This is a genomic window from Melghirimyces profundicolus (assembly GCF_003054245.1).
Classification (GTDB): domain Bacteria; phylum Bacillota; class Bacilli; order Thermoactinomycetales; family DSM-45169; genus Melghirimyces; species Melghirimyces profundicolus.
Map to the genome: position 1 here is coordinate 1 of NZ_QBKR01000021.1, position 23,144 is coordinate 23,144.

23 protein-coding genes are annotated in these 23,144 nt (G+C 55.9%); 14 read left to right on the forward strand and 9 right to left on the reverse strand.

Annotated features, from left to right (window positions below; genetic code table 11):
* Window positions 1–918: 918 nt before the first annotated feature.
* Window positions 919–1,137: a YmaF family protein gene (locus C8P63_RS13815; protein ID WP_245920922.1), complete on the reverse strand. Its 219-nt coding sequence runs from the start codon at window positions 1,135–1,137 to the stop codon at window positions 919–921.
* On the opposite strand from C8P63_RS13815, the gene C8P63_RS19605 reads away from it, so the two are divergent.
* Window positions 1,039–1,284, forward strand: a complete 246-nt coding sequence (locus C8P63_RS19605) for a hypothetical protein (RefSeq protein WP_245920923.1) — start codon at window positions 1,039–1,041, stop codon at window positions 1,282–1,284. The two genes, C8P63_RS13815 and C8P63_RS19605, sit on opposite strands and share 99 nt — an antisense overlap.
* Window positions 1,285–1,543: 259 nt before the next feature.
* Entirely contained in the window at window positions 1,544–1,693 is a 150-nt protein-coding gene (locus C8P63_RS19185) for a hypothetical protein (protein ID WP_170109662.1), read from the forward strand.
* A gap of 60 nt (window positions 1,694–1,753) precedes the next feature.
* On the opposite strand, the gene C8P63_RS13820 is transcribed toward C8P63_RS19185, so the two are convergent.
* The 4 genes from C8P63_RS13820 to C8P63_RS13835 form a co-directional block, all read right to left on the reverse strand.
* Entirely contained in the window at window positions 1,754–2,608 is an 855-nt protein-coding gene (locus tag C8P63_RS13820; RefSeq protein WP_108025219.1) for a dimethylarginine dimethylaminohydrolase family protein, read from the reverse strand.
* A 487-nt stretch (window positions 2,609–3,095) separates the two neighbouring features.
* The gene (leuD, locus tag C8P63_RS13825) at window positions 3,096–3,716 is read right to left on the reverse strand and encodes a 3-isopropylmalate dehydratase small subunit (RefSeq protein WP_108025221.1); all 621 of its coding nucleotides are present in this window, start codon (window positions 3,714–3,716) and stop codon (window positions 3,096–3,098) included.
* A 13-nt stretch (window positions 3,717–3,729) separates the two neighbouring features.
* A complete protein-coding gene (gene leuC / locus C8P63_RS13830; RefSeq protein WP_108025223.1) occupies window positions 3,730–5,142 on the reverse strand; it encodes a 3-isopropylmalate dehydratase large subunit in 1,413 nt (470 codons plus the stop codon).
* Window positions 5,143–5,539: 397 nt separating this feature from the next.
* Window positions 5,540–6,058, reverse strand: a complete 519-nt coding sequence (locus C8P63_RS13835) for a YfiT family bacillithiol transferase (protein ID WP_108025225.1) — start codon at window positions 6,056–6,058, stop codon at window positions 5,540–5,542.
* Between the two features lie 540 nt (window positions 6,059–6,598).
* On the opposite strand from C8P63_RS13835, the gene C8P63_RS13840 reads away from it, so the two are divergent.
* A complete protein-coding gene (locus tag C8P63_RS13840; RefSeq protein ID WP_108025227.1) occupies window positions 6,599–7,546 on the forward strand; it encodes an SPL family radical SAM protein in 948 nt (315 codons plus the stop codon).
* Window positions 7,547–8,005: 459 nt separating this feature from the next.
* Window positions 8,006–8,821 carry a DUF2935 domain-containing protein gene (locus C8P63_RS13845; protein ID WP_108025229.1) on the forward strand — a complete coding sequence of 272 codons (816 nt, stop codon included), beginning with the start codon at window positions 8,006–8,008 and terminating at the stop codon, window positions 8,819–8,821.
* A gap of 63 nt (window positions 8,822–8,884) precedes the next feature.
* On the opposite strand, the gene C8P63_RS13850 is transcribed toward C8P63_RS13845, so the two are convergent.
* Both C8P63_RS13850 and C8P63_RS13855 read right to left on the reverse strand, forming a co-directional pair.
* Complete coding sequence (locus tag C8P63_RS13850; RefSeq protein ID WP_108025231.1) at window positions 8,885–9,250, reverse strand: hypothetical protein; 366 nt, start codon at window positions 9,248–9,250, stop codon at window positions 8,885–8,887.
* 160 nt (window positions 9,251–9,410) lie between these two features.
* A complete protein-coding gene (locus C8P63_RS13855) occupies window positions 9,411–10,532 on the reverse strand; it encodes an LCP family glycopolymer transferase (RefSeq protein ID WP_108025233.1) in 1,122 nt (373 codons plus the stop codon).
* A 591-nt stretch (window positions 10,533–11,123) separates the two neighbouring features.
* Between C8P63_RS13855 and C8P63_RS13860 the strand changes: the two genes are divergently transcribed.
* From C8P63_RS13860 to phnC, 4 genes are all read left to right on the forward strand, one after another.
* A complete protein-coding gene (locus C8P63_RS13860) occupies window positions 11,124–12,107 on the forward strand; it encodes an alpha/beta hydrolase family protein (RefSeq protein WP_170109663.1) in 984 nt (327 codons plus the stop codon).
* Between the two features lie 65 nt (window positions 12,108–12,172).
* On the forward strand, window positions 12,173–13,048 hold the full coding sequence (gene phnD, locus C8P63_RS13865; protein ID WP_108025237.1) for a phosphate/phosphite/phosphonate ABC transporter substrate-binding protein: 876 nt from the start codon (window positions 12,173–12,175) through the stop codon (window positions 13,046–13,048).
* Window positions 13,049–13,061: 13 nt separating this feature from the next.
* Entirely contained in the window at window positions 13,062–13,820 is a 759-nt protein-coding gene (gene phnE / locus C8P63_RS13870) for a phosphonate ABC transporter, permease protein PhnE (protein WP_108025239.1), read from the forward strand.
* 1 nt (window position 13,821) lies between these two features.
* Window positions 13,822–14,631, forward strand: a complete 810-nt coding sequence (gene phnC, locus C8P63_RS13875; RefSeq protein WP_108025241.1) for a phosphonate ABC transporter ATP-binding protein — start codon at window positions 13,822–13,824, stop codon at window positions 14,629–14,631.
* Between the two features lie 49 nt (window positions 14,632–14,680).
* Here phnC and C8P63_RS13880 read toward each other — a convergent pair whose 3' ends face one another.
* Window positions 14,681–16,357, reverse strand: coding sequence for an ABC1 kinase family protein (locus C8P63_RS13880; protein WP_108025243.1), 1,677 nt, complete (start codon window positions 16,355–16,357; stop codon window positions 14,681–14,683).
* Between the two features lie 44 nt (window positions 16,358–16,401).
* Entirely contained in the window at window positions 16,402–16,740 is a 339-nt protein-coding gene (locus tag C8P63_RS13885) for a phasin family protein (RefSeq protein ID WP_108025245.1), read from the reverse strand.
* Window positions 16,741–16,925: 185 nt separating this feature from the next.
* Between C8P63_RS13885 and C8P63_RS13890 the strand changes: the two genes are divergently transcribed.
* From C8P63_RS13890 to C8P63_RS13915, 6 genes are all read left to right on the forward strand, one after another.
* The gene (locus C8P63_RS13890) at window positions 16,926–18,359 is read left to right on the forward strand and encodes a cobyrinic acid a,c-diamide synthase CobB (RefSeq protein ID WP_108025309.1); all 1,434 of its coding nucleotides are present in this window, start codon (window positions 16,926–16,928) and stop codon (window positions 18,357–18,359) included.
* A gap of 22 nt (window positions 18,360–18,381) precedes the next feature.
* A complete protein-coding gene (locus C8P63_RS13895; protein WP_108025248.1) occupies window positions 18,382–18,576 on the forward strand; it encodes a hypothetical protein in 195 nt (64 codons plus the stop codon).
* Between the two features lie 396 nt (window positions 18,577–18,972).
* Window positions 18,973–19,674, forward strand: coding sequence for a serine/threonine-protein kinase (locus C8P63_RS13900; protein WP_108025250.1), 702 nt, complete (start codon window positions 18,973–18,975; stop codon window positions 19,672–19,674).
* A gap of 292 nt (window positions 19,675–19,966) precedes the next feature.
* Window positions 19,967–21,652 (forward strand): long-chain fatty acid--CoA ligase, encoded by a 1,686-nt coding sequence (locus C8P63_RS13905; RefSeq protein ID WP_108025252.1) that lies wholly within the window; start codon window positions 19,967–19,969, stop codon window positions 21,650–21,652.
* Between the two features lie 16 nt (window positions 21,653–21,668).
* Complete coding sequence (locus C8P63_RS13910; protein ID WP_108025254.1) at window positions 21,669–22,898, forward strand: acyl-CoA dehydrogenase; 1,230 nt, start codon at window positions 21,669–21,671, stop codon at window positions 22,896–22,898.
* 14 nt (window positions 22,899–22,912) lie between these two features.
* Window positions 22,913–23,113 (forward strand): hypothetical protein, encoded by a 201-nt coding sequence (locus C8P63_RS13915; protein WP_108025256.1) that lies wholly within the window; start codon window positions 22,913–22,915, stop codon window positions 23,111–23,113.
* The last annotated feature ends 31 nt before the right edge of the window (window positions 23,114–23,144 follow it).

Consider the following 23,144-nt stretch of genomic DNA (forward strand, 5'->3'; position numbering starts at 1 on the left):
TCTCTGCAGGACAGCATAGCGAGACCGGGGAGCGCAAGCGACCCAGGCGAGACTTGTGCTCTGTGAGTGCAGCCGGAGCGGCTTTGGGTAAATGCTGCCGCTCACTTTTTCAAAACTCTTCTAGGGAGAATCGGTCGTTTCTCTTTTTCAATCAACGAAGAGTTGACTCGGAACCATAAAAAATATCCCGTACCGGACTCATGATCCCACCGCCGGAGGGAATTTTAGAAGGAAGATGGAGTCTGGCGCAATCGACAACCGGAAAGGAGGGATCGTATGATTCAATATGACATGTCCGTATCGGAGATCGTACGGATCTGGCCGGAGACGACGCCGGTTCTGAGGAACAGGGAATTCCCGCGGATGTGGATGATCCGCTCTATAAGATTGCCGTTGGGGACGCACTGACGGAGCTCGTGAAAGATTTGAACGCATCCATCGAAGCGCGCCACACCGAGGGTTGAAGATCGGCAGGGTTATTCATCCTGTCCACGAGGGGAGATACAAGGCAAAAACGGTCGTTGCGTGGCGTCCCATTTTGAAATGTAGGGGATTCAAAGGACGATGGCCCCTTTCCTGTGTTGGGAATCACCCGTTTTCTTTCCGTCAGTGGGAGCATGGGGACACCCAGTCCTATCCTGTGGGCTTATACATTCCAGGTAAACGAGGACCCCACCTACAGGAATGCTTCCTCAAAAAACCGAGATTCGAAGAGAATATATGAGTTTCCTCTTATTTTCTTGAGGGAGGGAGTATTCATTGTCAGGTAAACAGCAACGTGTTTTCACTCACTCTACAGACCAATTATCGTAAAGCCCGGCATCTGGGAACGGGTTTTGCGTTTTTTATCCATAACGCCCATTCCCATTTCACCGATTCAGAATAAGGTGAAATGCCCACTTCATTATGGAACCCTTTTTACCTTGCCACGCCTTTGTAGTGATGGGTATGGGGCGTGTCTCCCGCGGTTGTTGTGGTCCCTTGTATTTCGTGATAGTGGCTTCCGTTGGGTAACGGAATGGGAGGACCAGTGATCCCGTGGAAATGGTGGACATGGCCATCATCAAACGTGGTGGTTCCCCGGTATTCATGGACATGATGGTCAAGATTAGCGGCTGGAGCTGTGATCCCCGCCAATCGATGCCGATGTCCAACGTCAAAAGAGGTCATTCCCCGATATCGATGCGCATGAAGAAAACCCGATGGTTCGTGCGTATAAATGTCAACTTCAAATGGGTGTTCATGCAAATCATCGTGGACTTGGTGGTTCAGATTCTTCAATAGTCACTCCCCCTATTTAAAAACGGTTCGCTATATGAAATATGAGAGGCAACTGAGAAAAGCAACGGCAAATGGCCGATTCACAATAGATAAGGAACCCCTTGGATGGGGTTCCTTGAGGAATCAAAGGGGTACTGCCGCAGTTGTAACAAGGGGTTTCGGGATTTTACCCAATGTAACACAGCAGTCGCAATGGAACACAGCAGTCGCAGGGTAGATCCCCGCTTAGCCTTCGTGATTGGGTGGTGCGCGAATCCATGTCATGGCCCACTTCAACCACCCCCGGGAACTGACGGATGAAGCCTATCGGGCGATTGACGTCCTTCAACGAGCCGGCGTCATACTGGTCAACCAAACCCCGGTGCTGAAAGGGATCAACGACGATCCCGAAGTTCTGGCCGTTTTCGTTTAAAAAAAGAGAGACGCTCGATTCCATCCGGCCGTCTCCCCCATATTCCAAGGTGGAGGTGTTTCACTCCCGCAACAAGGGGAGGGTGCAACAACGGAAAGCACCGCCGGATTTGATGATTTCCGAAAGGTCCACTTCAATCACGGTAAACCCGTGTCGGCGAAGGCGGGTGTTGAGCTCGGGGTTGATCGGCTGACTGAGGACCGTCCGGTTACCGATGGACAATACATTGGTCCCCAACCGGAACTGCTCTTCTGCGGTCACTTCGATCAGACTGTATCGGGAGGACAGCCGGGCGAGATCGCTCGGATAAAAGGCCGGGGGGTAGATCAGCGCTTCCCGGTGGGAAAGGGGATTGAACACACAATCCAAGTGAAGGTATTTCTCGGGAAATGGAAGGCTGATCACGTTCATATGGGGCAGCGCGCGACGGATTTCAGCGATGGCCCTTCGGGCGGTTCGACCGCTGTCCCCGATGTAGACCGTATCCCGGTCGATGATGACGTCGCCTCCTTCAATGCTGCCGGCGGAAACCTCCGTATATGGGATCTCCTCCCGTTCCAGCCAGGCTTTCAAGAGGTTTTCCTCCCCTTGACGGACCGGCTCTTCCATCCGGGAGACAAAGAGGCGGGGTCCCAGTGTAAAGCCGATGTCCCGGGTAAACACCTGGTCGGGATAGCGGGAGTCGGGATCCAACAGGATGACCTCGATATGGTGGTCCCTTAATACATTGACCAGGTTGCGGTGTTGCCGTTCCGCCCGTGATCGGTCGATATTCTCTTTGGCGAAATGGCGTTGGGTACGGTTGATCACTTCCCGGATTTCCAAAAAGCGGGGAGGGCAGAGGATCACCCGTTTCAGACGATCATATTCGCTCCAGCACCGGGGACGGTGGAGGGTTGGGGTTGCCTGAATCATGGGGGCAGGACCTCCGTGATTTCGTTTGTTTTTTTATAACCTGTCCAGGAGGTTTTAAACCATGCATCGGGGAAAGAGCCTTCCGTTTAAAAAAGACCACCTTCATCGGTGGTCTGGAAGTATTGTGAAAAAGTGAGCGGCGGCATTTACCCGAAGCCGCTCCGGTTGCACTCACAGAGCACAAGTCTCGCCTGGGTCGCTTCACTCCCGGTCTCGCTATGCACTCACAGAGCACAAGTCTCGCCTGGGTCGCTTGCGCTCCCCGGTCTCGCTATGCTGTCCTGCAGAGATGTAGGAGGCACTGTCCGCTCCGAATCATCCTGCTGCGGGCAGGGGCAAACGCCTGCGGATGCAACACAGAGAAGCTTTTGCCCCTGAACGCCTTTGCTGGCTGATTCTCCGCCGGGCAGGACAGCAAAGTCGCTATTTCGGGTAAACGCTTCCCTTCTTCTGAGCCTGAACATCAATCACAACGCTTGTAGTGGGGTCAAACCCCTTGCTCCTTTTCGATCCGGTAATATTGCGGGATGTTTTCTTCGTATGAGTGGATCTGTTCTTCCTTTTGCAGGGTGATGGCGATGTCGTCCAGTCCGTTCAGGAGGCAGTAACGGCGGTAAGGTTCCACCTCAAAATCAGTGGTGAAGCCGTTTCCGTCACTGATCCGGGTCTCTTCCAGATCGACGGTAAGAGTCCGGGTCTCCTTGGTTTCGATCCGTTGAAACAGCGTGTCCACCGTCTTTTCCGGCAACCGGATGGGGAGGATTCCGTTTTTGAAACAGTTGTTATAAAAAATGTCGGCAAAGGTGGGAGCGATCACCACCCGGAAACCGAAGTCCAACAGGGCCCAGGGGGCGTGTTCCCGGGAGGATCCGCAACCGAAGTTGGTTCGGGTGAGGAGGATGGTACCGCCGGCGTATTCCTCCCGGTTGAGTTCAAACTCCGGATCCGGGTTTCCATTCATGTCAAAACGCCAGTTATAGAAGAGGTACTGGCCGAACCCGGTTCGCTCCACCCGCTTCAGGAACTGTTTGGGGATAATCTGATCGGTGTCCACGTTGGCCCGGTCCAGGGGCACCACTTTCCCGGTGTGCTTGGTGAAAGCTTCCATATTGTTTCCCTCCTCAGTCTTCCGGATTCCAGTTCCGGAGATCGACGAAATGTCCTTCAATCGCCGCTGCCGCCGCCATCATCGGACTGACCAGATGGGTGCGTCCTCCCCGACCCTGGCGCCCTTCAAAATTACGGTTGGAGGTGGATGCGCACCGTTCCCCTTCCTTCAAGGTGTCATCGTTCATCGCGAGACACATGCTGCAGCCCGATTCCCGCCATTCAAAGCCCGCGTCCAGGAACACCCGGTCGAGGCCTTCGTTCTCCGCTTGTCTCTTCACCTGTTGGGAGCCGGGGACCACCATGGCCCGCACCCTGGGGTTCACTTTCCGGCCTTTCACCACACGGGCGGCAGCGCGCAGATCTTCCAGCCGGGCATTGGTGCAGGAACCGATGAACACCCGGTCCAATGGAATTTCGGTCATGGGTGTGCCCGGGGTGAGTCCCATATACTCCAGAGCGCGTTTGGCTGATTTTTTCTCCGTCTCCGTGGGGAAGGATTCGGGGTCCGGCACCCGTCCGGTGACCGCTGTTCCCATCCCGGGGCTGGTCCCCCAAGTGACCTGCGGAGCGATTTGGGACGCATCCAGTTCCACCCGCCGGTCGTATACCGCTCCTTCGTCGGTTCGGAGTTCCAACCAGTCTTCTTTGGCCCGTTCGAAGGCCTCCCCTTTGGGAGCAAAGGGTCGTCCTTCCAGGTACCGGAAGGTGGTTTCATCGGGGGCAACCATACCGGCTCTTGCTCCGGCCTCAATCGACATGTTGCAGACGGTCATCCGCTCTTCCATGCTCATGTTGCGGATCGCTTCTCCGGTGTATTCGATGACTGTACCCGTCGCTCCGTCGGTACCGATCTTGGCAATGAGGGCAAGGATGACGTCTTTGGCGGTGACACCGGGTGGGAGGCTCCCTTTCACGTGAACCTCCATGGTATCCGGTTTCAGTTGTTGCAGGCATTGAGTGGCGAGCACGTGTTCCACTTCGCTGGTCCCAATCCCGAAGGCCAGCGAGCCGAAGGCACCGTGGGTGGAAGTGTGACTGTCCCCGCAAACGATGGTTTTACCCGGGAGTGTCAGCCCCAGCTCCGGTCCGATCACGTGGACGATTCCCTGACCCGGATCATGGAGATCGTACAATCGGATCCCGAAATCCCGGCAGTTTTGGGCCAGCGTGTCCATCTGTTTGGCGGAAGTGCCGTCCGTGACGGGAAGGTTCCGGTTGGCGGTGGGTACATTGTGGTCCATGGTGGCCACGGTCAGATCCGGCCGACGAACCTTTCGGCCGTTCAACCTCAAGCCCTCAAACGCCTGAGGTGAGGTCACTTCATGAATCAGGTGCAGGTCGATGTACAGAATGGCCGGTTTTCCCTTTTCCTGATCGATCACATGACGGTCCCACACTTTTTCAAACAACGTGCGCGGTTTCAAACATCTCACCTCTTCGTTGGTCCCGGGGCTCGAAAAAGTAGGTCCCGGTGAAAAGATATATTGTTGCCATTGTAGCAAACTTTCCGAATCCCGCAAGTTCGGGTTTCTATGTCGAAATGTTATGAATGATGCCATCTAAAAAAAGAGCCCACAATCGGGGTGGGCGAAAAAGGTGTCGTGTTTCCAGGGTGTCAGAATCCGATCTGACTGCTTTCCGTTTACCCTGATCACGAGAAACCGACAATATTGTTCCAAAATTTTATCCATCATAATGGAACGTATCTATCTTCATCTGGTATCCGTTGAAAAACCCTGAAATAAAGGAAAAGGTTTGAAGAAGAGTGGTCGGATTGGTTTATATTTTTTTATTTTTTCGCGAAAAACGGAAGGATCCTTTTCACCAGTTCATCCGTTCCCGGAGGGTGAGGATCTGGGCCAGGTGATGCCGGCTGTGCCAGGAATAGTGACGCAGGGCTTTTTCCAAAGACAGGAAACCCTCGTCGGGATGGACATATCCTTTTTGGAATTGTTCCGGGCGCATGGTTTGCAACAGCCCCACCCAACGCTGGTGAAGGGTATCCAAAAATTGGACGGATACCTCCACCGGTATGTCCGCTGTATCGGAAAGTTTCGCCCAGCGGTCCTGATTGTAAGGTTGGATGGTGGGCCGGTTCTCCGTCAAGGCCAGTTTGAAGCGAAGATAGCCGTTCAGGTGGCTGTCCGGCAAATGGTGGACGACCTGTCGGACTGTCCATCCCCCCGGACGGTAAGGTGTGTTCAGTTGCTCAGGTGTAAGTCCGGAGACGGCATCCCGCAGGCGGTTGGGTGTTTCCGACAGCATCCAGATGTGCCAATCGACGGATTCCTTCTGTCTGGAAAGGTCGAAACGGCCGATCGGATAGCGCAGGTTTTCCATGGAAATCCTCCTGTTGCCTTTTTGATTTTTGGAGGCCCCCTCCAGAGCCCCCCGCCCATGTGTAAGGGGGACGGGGGAAACAGGCTTCCGAGTAACCAGAAGCGTTGTGAAAAAGTGAGCGGCAGCATTTACCCAAAGTCGCTCCGGCTGCACTCACAGAGCACAAGTCTCGCCTGGGTCGCTTGCGCTCCCCGGTCTCGCTATGCTGTCCTGCAGAGATGCAGGCACTGTCCGCTCCGAATCATCCTGCTTCGGGCAGGGGCAAAACGCCTTCGGATGCCACACAGAGAAGCTTTTGCCCCTGAACGCCCTTGCAGGCTGATTCTCCGCCGGGCAGGACAGCAAAGTCGCTGTTTTGGGTAAACGCTTCCCCTTTTCTCGAAACGAACATGAAATCACAAACGCTTCTGGTAAAATTGTTTATATTCATAATATTTCATTTGTGCTCTGATTAAAAGGGGGTACGGATCACTTCCATAGGCAGGGGGGATGGATCTGTGATATGATGGAACAAATGTTCCGATCGGTGAGGTGGTGAGGGTGAAAAACGGTCAACAGCCGGACCGCTGGTTCCCGGCCAGGCCGAAGTCGGTCCTGAACCGCGTGACGGATAAGCGGATGCCGTTTAAGTGGTCGATCAACCCCTACCGGGGGTGCGGACACGGGTGTCATTTTTGTTATGCCCGGGCTACGCACGTCTGGTTGGGATTCCATGCCGACGACAGTTTTCGGAACAATATCTATGTCAAACGGGATGCCGCAAGCGTTCTCCGGTCCGAATTGAAGCGGGGGAAGTGGAAGGGAGGGGGCATCGCCATCGGGACGGCGACCGACCCGTACCAACAGCTGGAGGGGAAACTCGGGATCACCCGGTCCATCCTGGAGGTGCTTCGGGAATTCGGGATCCCCTGCGGGATCACCACCCGTTCCCCGTTGATTCTGAGGGATCTGGATCTTCTTCAAAAAATGAAGGTCACTTCGGTCAATGTCAGCATCAGTACCCTGGATGAAACGATCTGGAAAAAGACGGAGCCCTCTTCTCCCCATCCCCGACAACGCCTGAAGACCGTCCGGGAGCTGAACCGGGCCGGGGTGCCGGCGGGTGTCTTCCTGGCTCCGATCCTGCCGTATTTGACCGATTCGGAAGTCCAGCTGAAGTCGCTGGTGGAAGCGGCTGCGGAACACGAAGCGCGTTTTGTGGTTCCGTCCGTCCTCCGTCTGCGCCCGGAAGTGAAAAGCTGGTTTTTCCGGCAGATGCACCCGGCTTTTCCCGGGGTTTATCCTTCGTTGGTCCGCTTGTACCAAGATGGGGCCAGAGCTCCGGAGGATTATCGGAGCGCCCTGCTGGAGCGGGTGGGGCGGCTGGCGGAAGAGGCGGGGCTCCCCACCCGCATTCCGCCCCAAGAAGAACAGGAAGGGCCTCGGTCTTCCCTGTCCGGACAAAAACCGGCAACCGGAGAAGCGCCGGTGCAACTGAGTTTATTTTAGAAGTATTGTGAAAAAGTGAACGGCGGCATTTACCCGAAGCCGCTCCGGTTGCACTCACAGAGTACAAGTCTCGCCTGGGGTCGCTTCTCTCCCCGGTCTCGCTATGCACTCACAGAGTACAAGTCTCGCCTGGGGTCGCTTCTCCCCGGTCTCGCTTTGCTGTCCTGCAGGGATGTATGCACTGTCCGCTCCGAATCATCCTGCTGCAGGCAGGGGCAAACGCCTTCGGATGCAACACAGAGAAGCCTTTGCCCCTGAACGCCCTTGCAGGCGGATTCTCCGCTGGGCAGGACAGCAAAGTCGCTACTTCGGGTAAACGCTTCCCTTTCTTCTGAGTCTAACAATAAAAAATCACAACGCTTTTAGTGGTGGAAGCGACGGAACCGATGGTTCCCCTGTTTCTTTCATGTCCCGTCCCCTCCCTTCATAATCTGAAATAAAGATGATACCGAGGGAGGAATGGTGCGGGTGGAATATGTGGCGGCGGCTTTGTTTGAACATCGGTTTTGGCTGCAGGTCCTGGGGGACCATGCCCGGTTTATCCGGGACTCCCTGGCACCGGGAGAGAAGGAGGCGATCCGGAGGGCCAAAGGGTATGTGACCGCTTTTGACGGACTGCTGGAAAACGCCCGACGACCCGTAACGGATCCGAAAGCCGTCCGTTCCCTCACGGGAGAAGCCAAGCAGGCGGCAGAGGGGATCCGGGAGTTTAAGCTTTCCCTTGTCAAAGCGCATCTGACCGCTTCAATCGGGATCTCCCTCAGTCCGTCCTTCCTGAACCACATGGTGAACGAGGTGGAGGAATACCTCCGGTTGTTGTCTTTTCTCTGCCGGGGGGAAGTTCCGCCCCGGGAACATCCCGTTCACCATCATCTCCTCTGGCTTCAGGATGCCTATGGCCACTCTTCGGCGCTCGCCGGGAACCTGGACTTTGTGGAGAAGAGCTGGAAGAAGAAAAGCGACCGGTTCACCCAACACTTTGAAGCGTTTTACCTGAAAGCCGTGGAGCTGGCCGGCTATCTGCGCACCTGCCTCGCGGATTTTCCGGCTCTGCGCCGCTTTCACCGGGAAGTGGAACTGGAAATGGCGTTGTTCCAGAACTTTTTACAGGAGTTGGAAGAGTTCCGGTTGAACAAGGAAGTGTTGGGCGTGCTGACTCCCTTGATGGCGGACCACATGTTCCGGGAGGAGTGCTATTATCTGACCAAATTGGCCGCTTCCTCCCACACCCAGTCCCCTCCTTGCGATCCCGCAGAGCCCCGGCAGGAAGGATGAGACCGTCCCATGAACAAACCGCTTCCCCTCGGAATGGGAAGCGGTTTTGGGGTTGCGCGCCGATCATAAACGGCCGCCCATTTGTTCCAGAATCTTTTCCGCTTCTTCGAAGCGCCCCTCGTCTGTGATCACGGTGACCGACAGATCCTCCGCCCCGAATTCATCGCTTCCGTCGGCCATGCCGCTGGAATGGATGTCGACGGCCTTCAGAATTCCCGGATCGTGGCCGGTCACCGGTGCCCCCGTCACAGTGGAGAGGGAAGAGGGGGGTTCGGCGATCGGGTTGTCCAAATCGCTGCCGTCTTCTTTGGGGCTCAGGGAAAAGCGGGAAAGTTCCACCGTGTCAAACCCTTGTGCCTTCAGTTGTCGGACCGCTTTCTTGGCCTGCGGTTCCGTTCGGAAAAATGCGATGACGTTTCGTTCACCCATGGAGGTCCTCCTTTTACAATCGGTTTCCGATTAATGTAAAACCGGGGAGTCCATTTTATACCGGCGGCAAAAAGCGCCCGCTCCTACGGGCGCTTTTTGCCGCCGGCTTGAAATGGAAAAGCCACCTCCCATGGGAAAGGCGGAGGCGGCTTTGGGGTGTTCATTCGTTCCCGTTTTCGGTTGTGCTTCCGGTCGTGTCGGCCGGTGCCTGCCCCGGTGCGGGGGATCCGTCCTGGGTTCCCGTGCCGCTTGGATCGGGGGCGGTTTCCGTGTTTGGGTCGGGCTCCTGGGTTTCAGGCGGGTCGTAGGGGCGACCGTCCAGGGTTTGGGTGGGAAGTTCCAGCTGTTTCCGGATGATGTTGCTGAGACGGAGGCGCTCCTGATCGGAGACGATGTAATACCAGATGCCCCTCGGGTTGTTGTTGCTGTTTTCCCCGTTCATTTTCAGTGTTTCCAAGTGATCTTTGGGGATTTTGCGGTAGATGTTCTGAAGGGCGAGAAGCTGGTCGATCTGCATGTTGTGGGTCACATTGTTGCCCACCGATTTCAGGATGTCGTCGATTTTGGTCACGGATTTGATGCTGACAGCTTCGTCCATCACCGCCTGGATCACTTCCCGTTGACGCATGTTGCGTCCGAGGTCGCCGCGGGGGTCCGATTTCCGCATCCGAACATAACCCAGGGCGCGCATGCCGTCCAAGTGGGCGGGTCCTTTCTCGTAGTACTGCATTTTGTTGAAAAGACGGACGGAGAAATCAAAGGGGACATTGACATCCACTCCGCCGACGGCATCCACCACGTCAATGAATCCGTTGAAGTTGACTTTTACGTAGTAATCGATGGGGATATTGAGAAAATGCTCCACGGTGGAGACCGTGTTGGTCATCGGGCCGACACCGGATTGGATGCCGTAATAGGGAGCGGCGTTGATTTTGGTTTTCACCCCGTTGCTGTTTTGGATTTCGGTCAGGGTGTCCCGGGGGATGCTGAGCAATTCGATCGATTTCTTTTCCGGGTTGACGGCCGCGATCATGATCACATCGGCACGCCAGTTTTGTGTGTCCGCATTCCGGACGTCGGTACCGACAAACATCACCGTGAAAGGATCCTTCATCGTGACCTCTTCCTGCCGCATTTCCGATTTTTGGCGGTTGAGAGGGTCATAGGACTGGTCAACGGCTCCCCAGACCTGGTAGATAAAATAACTGGAAGCGCCGATAATCCCCGCCATGCACAGGAGAAGGACCCGGAGCCACAGTTTCTTTCTTTTTTTTCTTTTCACGTGTTCATACCGTGACTGCTTGATAGGTCATACCCCACTTTTGTATCCAGCTCATGATTTCTCTTTTTTCAGGTGCCTTTTTGTAAATGTTTAATCCCCGGTTTGGGGTTGGATGAAACGATTGCCGAACAGGGTAACGGCGAAATTCGTCCGGCTGTTTCACCGCTGCCGGCGTGGAAGCAGTGAGCGGAGTCCGGGAACCACCGCTCAGTGCCTCCTCCGGCCGATGGGGCCCGGGTTCCATCGGTATCGGGATATCCGGAGAGTCAGGTGTGGAAACCGATTTCCCCCTGACCGGCGGCAAGACACGCTTCTGGAAAGGGCGTCAAGCCACCTTCCGGGGGAAGAGGGAAGGTTTCATTATATATAAAGAATAACGCAAAAGATGTCGGAATGGAAAGAAAAAAACGGGAAACATGAAAAACCGGTATAATGGAGAAGTTTCATAAGCCGATATGAGTAATTCATCAGTTTGGTTGTATTTTCAGGTATGTCAATTTACCATGTATATATTATGATTTCATGAGCGATCTCCAGGCGGCGGGAATGACCCGGCCGTCCCCTTCGACAGCAGGAAAGCGGGGGAACGCATTGAAAGGCGCAATCATCGGATGGGTTGTTTTTTTGTTTCTGGGAGTTGTCACCTCCAGTTGGATATTTGGGGAGGGCTCGGCACAACAAGCGGAATCCGACAGGCTGGTTCAGCCTCAGGTGGGGGAAAACGCGGTCGGAGGAAAGAAAGATCGGAACTCTTTCCACAGCACGAACGGGAAAATCATCAGGAGAGAGAAGCTTGCCGTTCCCTCCCCCTACGGGAAGAAGGTGGATTTGTACCGGATTCGCTACCTCAGCGACGGGGCTCAGGTGGTGGGATTCCTTTCGAAACCCCGCCATGTGAAAGGGCGGATCCCGGCCATCATTTACAACCGCGGCGGTATCATCGAAACCAGTAAAATCCGGAAGATCACCCTCAAACATATCGCCAAGCTGGCATCCAACGGATATGTGGTGGCGGCTTCCCAGTACCGGGGAGTCGACGGGGGAGGCGGTCTCCCGGACTTGGCCGGCAAGGATGTCCGGGATGTGCTCAACCTGATCCCTTTGGTGGACGGCCTGCCCTACGTGGACCGGAACCAAAAAGTCATGCTCGGTTTTTCGCGCGGAGGGATGATGACCTATCTGGCGATCAAGCAGGGCGCGGAGGTACGGGCCGCGGCCGTCATCGGAGGAGTGTCGGACCTGACCGCTCTGTACGAACAGAGCGGGGACGTTTTCCGAAACCCCTTAAACAAGCTGGTGGGAGATCCATTGCTGGATGCGGAGGAGTACAAGGAGCGTTCTGCGGTGGAATGGCCCGGAAAACTGAAAGTGCCCCTTTTGTTAATGCATGGACTGAATGACCGAACGGTTCGTCCCGAGCATTCGGAACGGCTGGCTGAAGCGTTGTCGAAGCTCGGTTATGAACACCGCTTGGTCCTCGTGCCGGGAGGCAGCCATTACCTCTACAGCCACCCGAAGAAGAGGGATGAGGAAATTCTTCGCTGGTTCGACCGGTATCTCGCGGAGAGCAGCTGAAGGGTGAAACCGCTCAGCATGTCTCCATCAACCAAGGAATCACGATGAACAGGGAGGAATCCCGAATGCATTGGAAACGTGCATTGCTGTGGATATCTGCTTTTGCATGGCTCCTCACGGCGATCGGGTGCGGAAAGGAAGCGGAGCCTTTCAAAGTGGGGGTGATTCCCGCCCAAAACGAGGGAAACATGAAACAGGCGATGGAGCGTTTGGAAGAGAGGTTGGCCGAGGGACTGGAGAAACCGGTGGAAATCAAGATCTATTCCGATTATCAGGGCGTGGTGGAAGCCCTGAAATACAAGAAAATGGACATGGCTTTTCTGGGGCCTCTCACTTTCGTCCAAGCCCGTGAGACCACGGGAGTCCATGCGGTGGTCACCCAGTTGATCGACGGGAAGCCTTACTACCATTCCTATCTCATCGTGCCGAAGGAGTCCGGGCTGGATTCGATCGAAGAAGTGGCGGAAAACAGCAAAAAGATCCGGTTTGCCTTCGGGGATCCCAACTCCACTTCGGGTTCCCTCATTCCCGGAATGGCATTGAAGAAACAGGGGGTATTCGAAAACGAGCAGGAGCATGATTTCAAAGGGATCACCTATACCGGTTCCCATGATGTGACGGCCCTCTCCATCCAGAACGGAAAGTATGACGTCGGAGCCATCGACAGCGCGATCTTCAACCAGCTGGTCGAAAGCGGAAAGGTGGACAAGGACAAAGTCCGGGTCATCTGGAAGTCGGAACCACTGTTCCAGTATCCCTGGGCGGTCCGGAAGGATGTGGACGGTCCAACGGTGAACAAGCTGAGAAAGACCTTCCTTTCCATCAAGGACCCGAAAATCCTGAACGTCTTCGGTGCGAGCGGGTTTACCCAAGCAGAGAACAGCGACTATGAATCCATCCGACGGGCGGCAAAGGAAGCCGGTCGACTGGAGATCGAGTAAGGCGGGAAATGAGATGGGTCCGTTGAGGAAAAAAGCGGTTCCGGCGTCGGTGCTGATTTTGGTGGCCGTCGTCTTCAGTGCATGGGATGCGGAACTTCATTTTGGGGATGTTACGGACATTGGAAATTCCTTTGACTTTTTGTCGGGAATGTGGCCGCTGGATTTCTCCATGGCAGACCATACCCTGGAGGAAACCCTGATCACCGTTGAAATGGCGTTTTTGGGAACGGTGGCGGGATTGGCAGTCGCCTTGCCCCTGTCTTTTCTCGCGGCCCGGAACACTTCTCCCGGTCCTGTGGTCTGTAACGGGGTTCGTTCGTTTCTCACGTTACTCCGCTCCATTCCCGAACTGGTGCTGGCGTTGATTTTTGTTCCCACTTTCGGACTGGAACCCTTGACCGTGATTGTGGCGATTTTCCTTCACAATGTGGCGGTGTTGGGCAAACTGTTGGCGGAACTGGTGGAAGCGGCCGATCCCGGCCCCCGGGAGGCCGTCGCTTCCACGGGGGCCCGGGATGTGCTGGTGGCGCTCTACGGAATTGTTCCCCAAATCTTTCCCAACATCCTGTCCCATTACTTTTACCGGTTGGAAGTGGGGGTCCGGTCTTCCCTCCTCTTCGGAGCCATCGGAGCCGGAGGAATCGGGGATGTGTTGTTCCTCCATTTCAAGACCTTCGAATATGCGGCCATGGCGGTCGACATTCTGGCGATCATGGTTTTGATCTGGCTTCTGGATATCCTTGGTGCCTTCTTCCGTGCAAAGGTGATCTGAGATGTTGCAATTCATCGATTTGACCAAACGATACGGAAAAGCAGATCCTCCCGCTCTTCAGGATTTCTCACTGACCGTGGAGGAAGGGGAATTTGTGGTGCTGCTCGGTCGGAGTGGAGCTGGAAAATCCACCCTGATCCGGTGCGCGAACGGTTTGATCCGGCCGACGTCGGGGGAGGTTCGATGGAAGGGCGAGAGCGTGACCCGGGCGAAAAAAGAGGAGCTTTTGAAACTTCGGGCCGGCATGGGAATGATTTTTCAGCAGTTTCAGCTGATCTCCCGTCTGGATGTACTGACCAATGTCATGGTGGGCCGGTTTCACCATCTCCCCCTCTGGCGGAGTCTCACAGGAACGTTTCCCCCGGAGGTGGTTGAGACGGCTCGGGAAGCGCTGCACCGGGTCGGTATCGGCCATCTTGCCCGGCAGCGGGCCGACGGTTTGAGCGGCGGACAACAACAGCGGGTGGCGATTGCCCGGGTGCTGGTTCAAAGGCCAAAACTGCTTCTGGGGGATGAGCCGGTGGCCAGTCTGGATCCCGTCACGGCGGATGCGATCCTGAGACTTTTGAAGGAGATCCACCGCCATGAGAAAATGACCACCATCCTCAACCTCCACGATGTGCACATGGCCCGCCGGGTGGCCACCCGGATCGTCGGGATCCGGAACGGGAGGTTGGTGTTTGACGGAAAACCGGAGGAACTGGACGAAAGTCGGGTGTGGGACATCTACCGCCCGGACGATGATTGTTGCCGGCCGTTTTTAGTTCATGAATCTCAGCCGCCTGTTTCCCATGTCCTCCTCCGGGTGTAAAAAAGAAGGTTCCGGCATTCGGTGCCGGAACCTTCGCTGTTGAAGGAGGCTACAGCCGTCCCGATTTGAAGATGGAATAGATCAGCCACATCAGCATAAACACCGCAATCAAAAAACCGATCTCGATGGCGGGCACTTTCCACAGGAGGGTCTGTTGCCGGGTGAGGGAAGATCCGATGATCAAACCGCACATGATGATACTGAATGAAAGCAGTACAATGCTGTAGGAGAGACGGTTGACAATCTGGTCCAGTTTTCGGAGGAAGAGGTTCAGCCGGGGCACCCCCACGTCCACCTGAACTTTTCCCTTTTGAAGATTTTCCGCTATTTGGAGCAGGTGTTTCGGCAGCTCGATCAAAGTTTCTCCGAGGTCATAGATGTTTCTCCAGGTTTCCCGGGCGAGCCGCTTCGGGTTGAACCGCTCTTTTAACAATTGTTCCCCGAAGGGACGCGTAATCCGGGTGACATTGATATCCGGGTCCAGCTTTTTCACGATGCCTTCCAGGGAGAGGAGGGTTTTCCCGAGGAGGGTCAGATCGGGCGGGATGCGGATCCGGTATCGGAAAGCGAGATCAAACAAATCATGGACGGCTTCCCCGAGGCTGATGTCGGAGAGGGCGACGTTGTAATATTTTTCGCGCAGGTCGTCCACGTCGAGCCAGAAGGCTTCCCGGTCCACATCTTCGGGCACCATCCCCATCCGGAGCATTGCCCGGACGGCCGCGTCGGTATCCTGGTGTATCATGGCGATAATCATGGAAGAAAAGTGACGTTGCATTTCCGGAGTGAGCCTGCCGACCAGACCGAAGTCGACAAAAGCGATTCGGTTTCCCGGAAGAGCGAACAGATTTCCCGGGTGGGGATCTCCGTGGAAAAACCCTTCTATCAGAATCTGGCGGAATACGGCCTGGACCAACCGTTCCGCCACGATTTCGGGAGACAGGCCGGCTTCCTTCAGATCCTCCAGCCGGGTCAACCGGATGCCGTGGATGTATTCCATCGTCAGGATCCGGTGGGTGGTCAGATCCCAGTACACCTCAGGGATGTGAACCGGGTCTTCTTCTCCGAACCCGTTTTTCACCTTTTCCATGTGGCGTGCCTCGGCGGTGAAATCCAGTTCCTGACGGACGGCCTTTGCCAGCTCGTCCACCAGTTTGCCGACCTGATACTGTTCACCCCAATCCAAGCGCTGTTCTGCAAGGGTCGCCAACTCTTTCAGGATGGAAAGGTCTCGCTGGACGTGACCGGCAATTCCAGGCCGTTGGATTTTGACGGCCACGGTTTCCCCGTTATGTAACACCGCCCGGTGGACTTGGCCGATCGAGGCGGCGGCGATGGCCTCTTCATCAAATTCCGCAAAGTACCGGGTGTAATCCCCCATCTCCTGTTCCAGCACTTTCCGGATTTCTTGAAAAGGGAGAGCGGATACCTCATCGTGAAGTTTGTTTAACTCAGCGATCACTTTTTCGGGCAGGAGGTCGGAGCGGGTGCTGGCCACCTGACCGAGCTTGACGAAGGCCGGGCCCAGGCTCTCCAGCGCCTCCCGGATATGTTTGCCCACCGAAGCGGGGTCCTGATGGATCGCACCCGTCTCGGTGGGGCTTTTGGGAAGGGACAGTTTTGTGAAAAGTCCCATCTCCTCCAACAGATATCCGAAACCGTGCCGGGCGAAGGTGTAGACGATCTCCCGGTACCGGTTGAGGTTTCTAATCTTTTTGCCGAACATGATTGAGGACACTCCTTACATGCCATCTGGGATGGGAAGTGAGGTCAGGACGTTTCACCCTCTTCCTGGGGGCGGTTTCGGGTTTCCACCCGGTCCAAACGGGTCTCCAGCATTCGAATGTGTTGTTTCAGCTGATCCATCTCCTCCCGGGTCGCGATCTCCATTTCGTTCAGGACTTTTCTGATCCGCTCCCGGAGAAAGTGGTCCAGTTGCTCCTGTTCCTGTTCGCCCTTGGCGACCAGTTTGTCCAGGACTTCCCGGGAGGCGTTGGGGGTCATTTCCCCGCGTTTCACCAAGTCTTTCATCGTCTTTTCCGCCCGTTCCTTGCTGACGACGGCCAGGCCGAGCCCGGCGGCAAACCCTTTTTTCACCCAGTCTTTCACTTTGGGTTCCTCCTTTATGGTAACATTCGTCTTTCACGGTCTTATCCCTCTTTTCCCCTGCAAGGGGAGGAGTAATCAGGAAAGCCGCCTCTCTTCTAAAGTTATGTCATCAAACAGGGGAGCATGTGTCGGAGGAGTCGGCGTTGATTTCCCCGAATTTGAGAAGGTGGAAGGAGGAAAAAACCATGCATCGACCGAGGATCGTCATCGCCGGCACCGAATCCGGGGCGGGAAAGACGACGCTGACCCTGGGTTTGCTGGTTGCATTCAAAAAACGGGGGCTTACCGTGCAGGGTTTCAAGGTGGGCCCGGATTATATCGATCCGGGTCACCATACTGCTGTGACGGGACGCCCTTCCCGGAACCTGGACACCTGGATGATGCCTGAATCGGTCATGGAGGAAGTGTTTTTCCGGGGCGGCGAAGGGGCGGACCTTTCCATCGTGGAAGGGGTGATGGGGCTTTTTGACGGACGGGCGCCCGACAGCGACGAAGGCAGCACGGCCCAGGTGGCCGAGCGGTTGACATGCCCCGTTCTCCTGGTGGTGGATGCGGGGGGGATGGCCCGCAGCGCCGCCGCGGTGGTTCGGGGGTTTCAGAACTTCCGGCCGGGGGTTCGCGTGGCGGGGGTGATTGTCAACCGGGTCGGCGGGGAAGGCCATTTCCGGTTGCTTAAAACCGCGGTGGAAGGGGCGTGCGGAATCCCGGTGGTGGGATGGCTGCGGGAGGATGCGGAAATCAGCATCCCCGAACGGCATCTGGGTTTGGTAACCGCGGCGGAAGGGCCGAACGAAGCGCTTTATGAAGGACTGGGCGACCTTTTGGAAGAAGGAGTCGATCTGGAAGAAATCCTCCGGTTGGCCCGTGAAGCCCCGTCGCTCCACATGCCCCCCCGGCCGGTGTTCCAAGAATGGCCGGAGGCGGAAGAAAAACCCACGGTAGCGGTGGCCCGTGACGCCGCCTTCCATTTTTACTATCCCGAAAACCTCGATCTGCTTCGTTTGGCCGGGGCGGAATGGGTGGAGTTCAGCCCCCTGGCCGGTGAGCCGGTTCCGTTGGAGGCGGACGGTGTGTGGCTCGGCGGAGGGTTTCCCGAAATCCATGCGGCGGATTTGGCCGCGGGGGAAGAAGTGAAGCGCTCCTTCAGGGAGGCGGTGAAACGGGGAATGCCCGTCTATGCGGAGTGCGGCGGATATATGTATCTCTGCCGGGAGATCGTGGACTCCGAAGGGCACCGATATCCCATGGCGGGGGTGATCCCCGCGGAGGTCCGCATGCAATCCCGGTTGACCGCCCTGGGTTACCGGGAAGTGCAGGCGCTGACGGATTCCCCCTTGCTGAAAAAAGGGGAAAAGGCACGCGGCCACCAGTTCCGGTATTCCACGCTGACGCCGATCACCCGTCCGTTCCCCCATGCCTACAACTGCGAAGGAGGCTGGGCGGGGCCGGAGCGGGAAGGATATGTGAGGGCGAATCTGATCGCCGGGTACACCCACCTTCACTTCGCCTCCAATCCGGCGATGGCGGAGCGGTGGGTGAACCGTTGCCGACAGTACCGCCGGAAGCGAAATCAACACATGAATCAGACAATGGAATGGAAACGGGACGGGGAGTCCTGATTAAAAGATAAGGAGAAAACGGATGAGCGCCCTGCTTGAATTGCTGGAGCTGGTCTGGGTGGGAGTGAAATGGATGGTTCGTGTGATCGTCGGGATTCTCGAACTGATCGATTTATCGGCTATGTCAGCCGATTTCGTTCATTGGATGAGGAAAAAAGGGAGGCGTCTCTCCAAAGGGTTGCGCAAGCGGTTGGGAGGACGGTCACCGGGGGAATGATGACGATCCCATCGGTGCAGACAAAAAACGGTGAAGAAGTTGATGTGACACGTTATCGTTGGGTTGTGGATGATCAGATCCCCATTTTTACACAGAACCGTAATTACATTGAACAGCATGTATACATAGAGGAAGAATAAGGCTGCCTTTTATCATCCAAGAAGTCTTTCCAGACTATTCCCATCAAAAATGTTGGGCGATTATGTTAACAGGATTCATAAGGGATCCTTTTCTGCCGGTCCCTCCTCCCTCGGTTCATTGACAGGAAAGAACGCGCAAAGTATAGTGGTGTCGAACCGAACCTTCCTCCCATAGAGGCATGTCTCCAGAGCACCGGTATGACAGACATCGTGTTTTCCTGGGTGAGGGCTTTTTTACATACAGAGGGGGAACCCCATGTTTTGGAAGTCGGTCAATCCGCTGATCGAACAGATTGAGATTGAATCCAACCCCGGCAACCAACCGGTCACTGTCCGATACCTTCCCGACGGCTTGGAGGAGATCGGGACGGGGACCGATGCGGTGGTCGTCCGCCATTCCTCCCATCCCGGGGTGGTTTTCAAACGGTATGCCGCCGGACGGGAAAAGGCGCGGTTGGACGAATACACTGTGTACCGGCGGTTGGGTCAATCCGACTATTTTCCCGTCTGTTTCGGAATGGAGGACCATTTTCTCGTCCTGAGCTATGAGAAAGGTCCCACCCTTTATGACTGCCTCATCGAGGGAATTCCCATCCCGGAGAACGTCATTCGGGAGGTGGATGAGGCGCGGGACTATGTCCGCAGCCGGGGCCTCAATCCCCGGGACATCCATCTGAAGAACGTGCTGTTGCAGGACGGGCATGTCAAACTGCTGGACGTCTCGGAATACCTCAAGCCCGGCAATGACGGGCGCTGGGATCATCTGGTCCAGGGGTACCGCCTGTTTTATCCCTGGATCGAGGGACGGAAAATCCCCATTTCTCTCATCGAACAGGTGAAACAAGCCTATTATGACCAAGTGGAAGGCGACTTCTCCCTGATTGACTTCGGCCGCCGTTTCCTCCAGCTCTGGAAGGGTGCCCGCCGTCAACCTCGAGATCGGAGTCCGGAAAAGTAAGTTCACGTCTTATTATGATGCCTGTCTGAAAGAAGAGGATCTTGGTCATGCGTTTTAACATTAGATCGCAGTAAGATAAAGAGACAGAAGCCGGCTCTGAGGAGCCGGCTTTTCCGTTGCAGCCGGAAAATCATTTGAAATAGTCAGACATATCATGATAAAATTAAATACTAACCGGTAGGTATATTATCAAAACAAGAGGAGCGTATGGAAGACTTTTCAAGTTGGAGTGATTTTGTCCGTAAATTCCGGGTTGAAGAGGTAAAGTACGAAACGGTTTGGAGGGATTGTGATGGCGGATCCTCATTTTGAATTTTGGCCGGACCGTATGCCTGTCTCATTGGATATCCCCCGGACGACGGTTTGGGATAACCTGGCTGTGTCGGCACGACGGTATCCTCACCGTACGGCGATCTATTACTATGGTCAGTCTTTATCTTATCAACGGCTGCTGGAGGAAGCGCAACGGTTGGCCGGATTCCTGCAGAACGAGCTCCATGTATCCAAGGGCGATCGGGTACTGTTGTTCATGCAAAACTCTCCCCAATTTATCATCGCCTTTTACGCGATCTTGCGGGCGAACGCAGTCGTGGTGCCGTTAAACCCGATGAACGTGAGGTCGGAGCTTGCGTTTTACATCGAGGATTGCGAACCGAAGGCCGCGATTGTCGGTCAGGAACTGTACGACCGGATCGCCCCCTTGAATGGAACCTCCCTGAAGCACATCGTTGTCGCCGCTTATTCGGATTACCTCCCACCCTCTCCGGTCGTTCAGCCACCGGAGGAAGTGACCGCTCCACGGGTCAAGGTGAAGGATGACGACGTCACCCTCTGGTCGGAAGCGCTCACAAACGGGGGTCCGCCCGGCCCTCACACCGCTCGGTCATCGGATCTGGCGGTCTTGCCGTACACCTCGGGAACAACCGGCAAACCAAAGGGTTGCATGCACACCCATTACACCGTGCAGGCCACCTTGGCAGGCGCCTCTGCCTGGAATCATCTCACCCCCAATGCCGTGGCATTGGCGACTTTGCCCCTATTCCACGTCACAGGGATGCAGCACAGTATGAATACGCCGATTTTTACCGGGGGCAGCATGGTCGTGATGACCCGTTGGAATCGCCATACCGCCGCGAAGTTGATCCAAATCCATCGGTGTACCCATTGGACCGGGATCAGTACGATGGTGGTCGATTTTCTCGCCAACCCCGACTTGAGGGAGGTGGATGGCAGCTCGCTCCAGTTCGTCGGGGGAGGGGGTGCACCGCTGCCCGAAGCGGTGGGGGAGGAGCTTTACAGGCAGACGGGATTGCGCTTTGTGGAAGGGTACGGTTTGAGCGAGACAATGGCTCAAACCCACATGAATCCCGTTCACCGGCCCAAGCTGCAATGTTTGGGGATCCCCTCCTTTGATGTGGACGCCTGTGTGGTCAACCCGGACACTCTGAAACCGCTGGGACCCGGGGAGGAAGGGGAAATCCTTCTTCGCGGCCCGCAAGTTTTCAAAGGGTATTGGAGACGGCCGTCGGAAACGGAGAACGTTTTTGTGAAGATCGATGACGGCCCCCCCTTTTTCCGAACGGGGGACATCGGGAAGGTGGACGAAGAGGGGTATTTTTTCATCGTGGACCGGTTGAAACGGATGATCAACGCGTCGGGGCTGAAAGTGTGGCCGACGGAAGTGGAAGGGGTGCTGTACAAGCACCCGGCGGTCAAACAAGCCTGTGTCATCGGGGTGCCGGATGAACGTCGGGGCGAAACGGTCAAGGCGTTTATCGTTTTAAAGTCACCGGAACGCGGCAAGGTCAGTGAAGAGGAGATCATCCGGTGGTCCAAGGAGCGGTTGGCCACCTATAAATATCCGCGGATCGTCCAGTTTATCGATGAGCTCCCGATGACGGGGAGCGGAAAAATCCTGTGGCGGAAGCTGCAGGAGGATGAGCGGCACAAATGGAATCAGGCCGAAAAGACCCGATGATAAAGGGGAGTTTCCTTTGAATTTCGATTACTCGGAAAAGGTGAAAGAGCTGCGGGACCGATTGGAGTCGTTTATGGAAGAAGTGGTTTATCCCAGCGAGAGCGTCTACGCCCGGCAATTGCGGGAGGGAGGTCGGTGGTCGGTCCCTCAGGTGATGGAGGAGATGAAGGCGAAGGCGAAAAAAGAGGGGCTTTGGAACCTGTTTCTGCCGGACAGCGAATGGGGCGGCGGGTTAACCAATCTGGAATATGCCCCCCTCTGCGAAATCATGGGCCGTTCCTTCATCGCACCTGAAGTGTTCAATTGTGCCGCTCCGGATACGGGGAACATGGAAGTGTTGGAACGGTACGGCACGGAAGAGCAGAAAGAACAATGGTTGAAACCCTTGCTGGCGGGTGAGATCCGTTCCTGTTTTTCCATGACGGAGCCGGAGGTTGCATCCTCCGATGCGACCAATATGGAGGCAACCATCACGCCCGACGGGGACGAATACGTGGTTCACGGCCGCAAGTGGTGGTCTTCCGGCGCCGGGGATCCACGGTGCAAAGTGGCCATTGTCATGGGAAAAAGTAATCCGGATGCTCCCAGGCACGCCCGGCACTCGATGATTCTCGTTCCTCTGGATACGCCGGGGGTTCACATTGAACGGATGCTGCCGGTGTTCGGCTATGACGATGCCCCTCACGGCCACGCGGAAATTCGATTCGACCAGGTTCGGGTGCCCAAGTCCAACATCATCTGGGGGGAAGGAAAAGGGTTCGCCATCGCCCAGGGACGGCTGGGGCCGGGACGGATCCATCACTGTATGCGGTTGATCGGTGCTGCCGAGCGGGCGTTGGAATTGATGGCAAGCCGGGTCAAGGAACGGGTCGCCTTCGGAAAGCCTTTGGCCGATCAGGGGGTGATCCGGGAATGGATCGCCGATTCCCGGATCGAGATTGAGCAAGCCCGGCTGTTGACGCTGAAAGCGGCGTACATGATGGATACGGTCGGGAACAAGGTGGCCAAAAAGGAAATCGCAATGATCAAAGTGGTCGCTCCCAACATGGCCCTTCGAGTGATCGATCGGGCGATTCAGGCCCACGGAGGAGGGGGAGTGAGCGAGGATTTCCCGTTGGCCTTTATGTGGGCCCAGGCCCGTACTCTTCGCCTTGCCGACGGCCCCGACGAGGTGCATCGCCGGGCGATCGCCAAGCTGGAGTTGTCCGGCGGGAATAAAGCGGACCATCCGGTCATACGGAGCTGACGGGGAGGGTCCCCATGACCAATCGAGTCAACACGGTACAGGGTCCCATTTTGGTCGATGAATTGGGAAAAACCCCGGACTTAAGACGTTTCGGAGTGACTCAGGAGCAGATGGATCAAATGTTGATCAAAAATCCCCAACGGTTGTTCGGTGGCAGTGGCTCCGGTACAGGGGTCGACACGCTTGCCCGATCGGACGACGCCTCCGGACCGTAACCCGTCCGGATGTCAAAAATGCAGGGGAGGC

What these genes read in the sequence shown, in the direction of transcription:
- C8P63_RS19185 (WP_170109662.1), top strand. Translation starts at nt 1,544, where the DNA reads ATGGCCCACTTCAACCACCCCCGGGAACTGACGGATGAAGCCTATCGG.
- C8P63_RS13820 (WP_108025219.1), bottom strand. Translation starts at nt 2,608, where the DNA reads ATGATTCAGGCAACCCCAACCCTCCACCGTCCCCGGTGCTGGAGCGAA.
- leuD (WP_108025221.1), bottom strand. Translation starts at nt 3,716, where the DNA reads ATGGAAGCTTTCACCAAGCACACCGGGAAAGTGGTGCCCCTGGACCGG.
- C8P63_RS13835 (WP_108025225.1), bottom strand. Translation starts at nt 6,058, where the DNA reads ATGGAAAACCTGCGCTATCCGATCGGCCGTTTCGACCTTTCCAGACAG.
- C8P63_RS13845 (WP_108025229.1), top strand. Translation starts at nt 8,006, where the DNA reads ATGGTGCGGGTGGAATATGTGGCGGCGGCTTTGTTTGAACATCGGTTT.
- C8P63_RS13850 (WP_108025231.1), bottom strand. Translation starts at nt 9,250, where the DNA reads ATGGGTGAACGAAACGTCATCGCATTTTTCCGAACGGAACCGCAGGCC.
- phnD (WP_108025237.1), top strand. Translation starts at nt 12,173, where the DNA reads ATGCATTGGAAACGTGCATTGCTGTGGATATCTGCTTTTGCATGGCTC.
- phnE (WP_108025239.1), top strand. Translation starts at nt 13,062, where the DNA reads ATGGGTCCGTTGAGGAAAAAAGCGGTTCCGGCGTCGGTGCTGATTTTG.
- phnC (WP_108025241.1), top strand. Translation starts at nt 13,822, where the DNA reads ATGTTGCAATTCATCGATTTGACCAAACGATACGGAAAAGCAGATCCT.
- C8P63_RS13880 (WP_108025243.1), bottom strand. Translation starts at nt 16,357, where the DNA reads ATGTTCGGCAAAAAGATTAGAAACCTCAACCGGTACCGGGAGATCGTC.
- C8P63_RS13890 (WP_108025309.1), top strand. Translation starts at nt 16,926, where the DNA reads ATGCATCGACCGAGGATCGTCATCGCCGGCACCGAATCCGGGGCGGGA.
- C8P63_RS13895 (WP_108025248.1), top strand. Translation starts at nt 18,382, where the DNA reads ATGAGCGCCCTGCTTGAATTGCTGGAGCTGGTCTGGGTGGGAGTGAAA.
- C8P63_RS13900 (WP_108025250.1), top strand. Translation starts at nt 18,973, where the DNA reads ATGTTTTGGAAGTCGGTCAATCCGCTGATCGAACAGATTGAGATTGAA.
- C8P63_RS13905 (WP_108025252.1), top strand. Translation starts at nt 19,967, where the DNA reads ATGGCGGATCCTCATTTTGAATTTTGGCCGGACCGTATGCCTGTCTCA.
- C8P63_RS13915 (WP_108025256.1), top strand. Translation starts at nt 22,913, where the DNA reads ATGACCAATCGAGTCAACACGGTACAGGGTCCCATTTTGGTCGATGAA.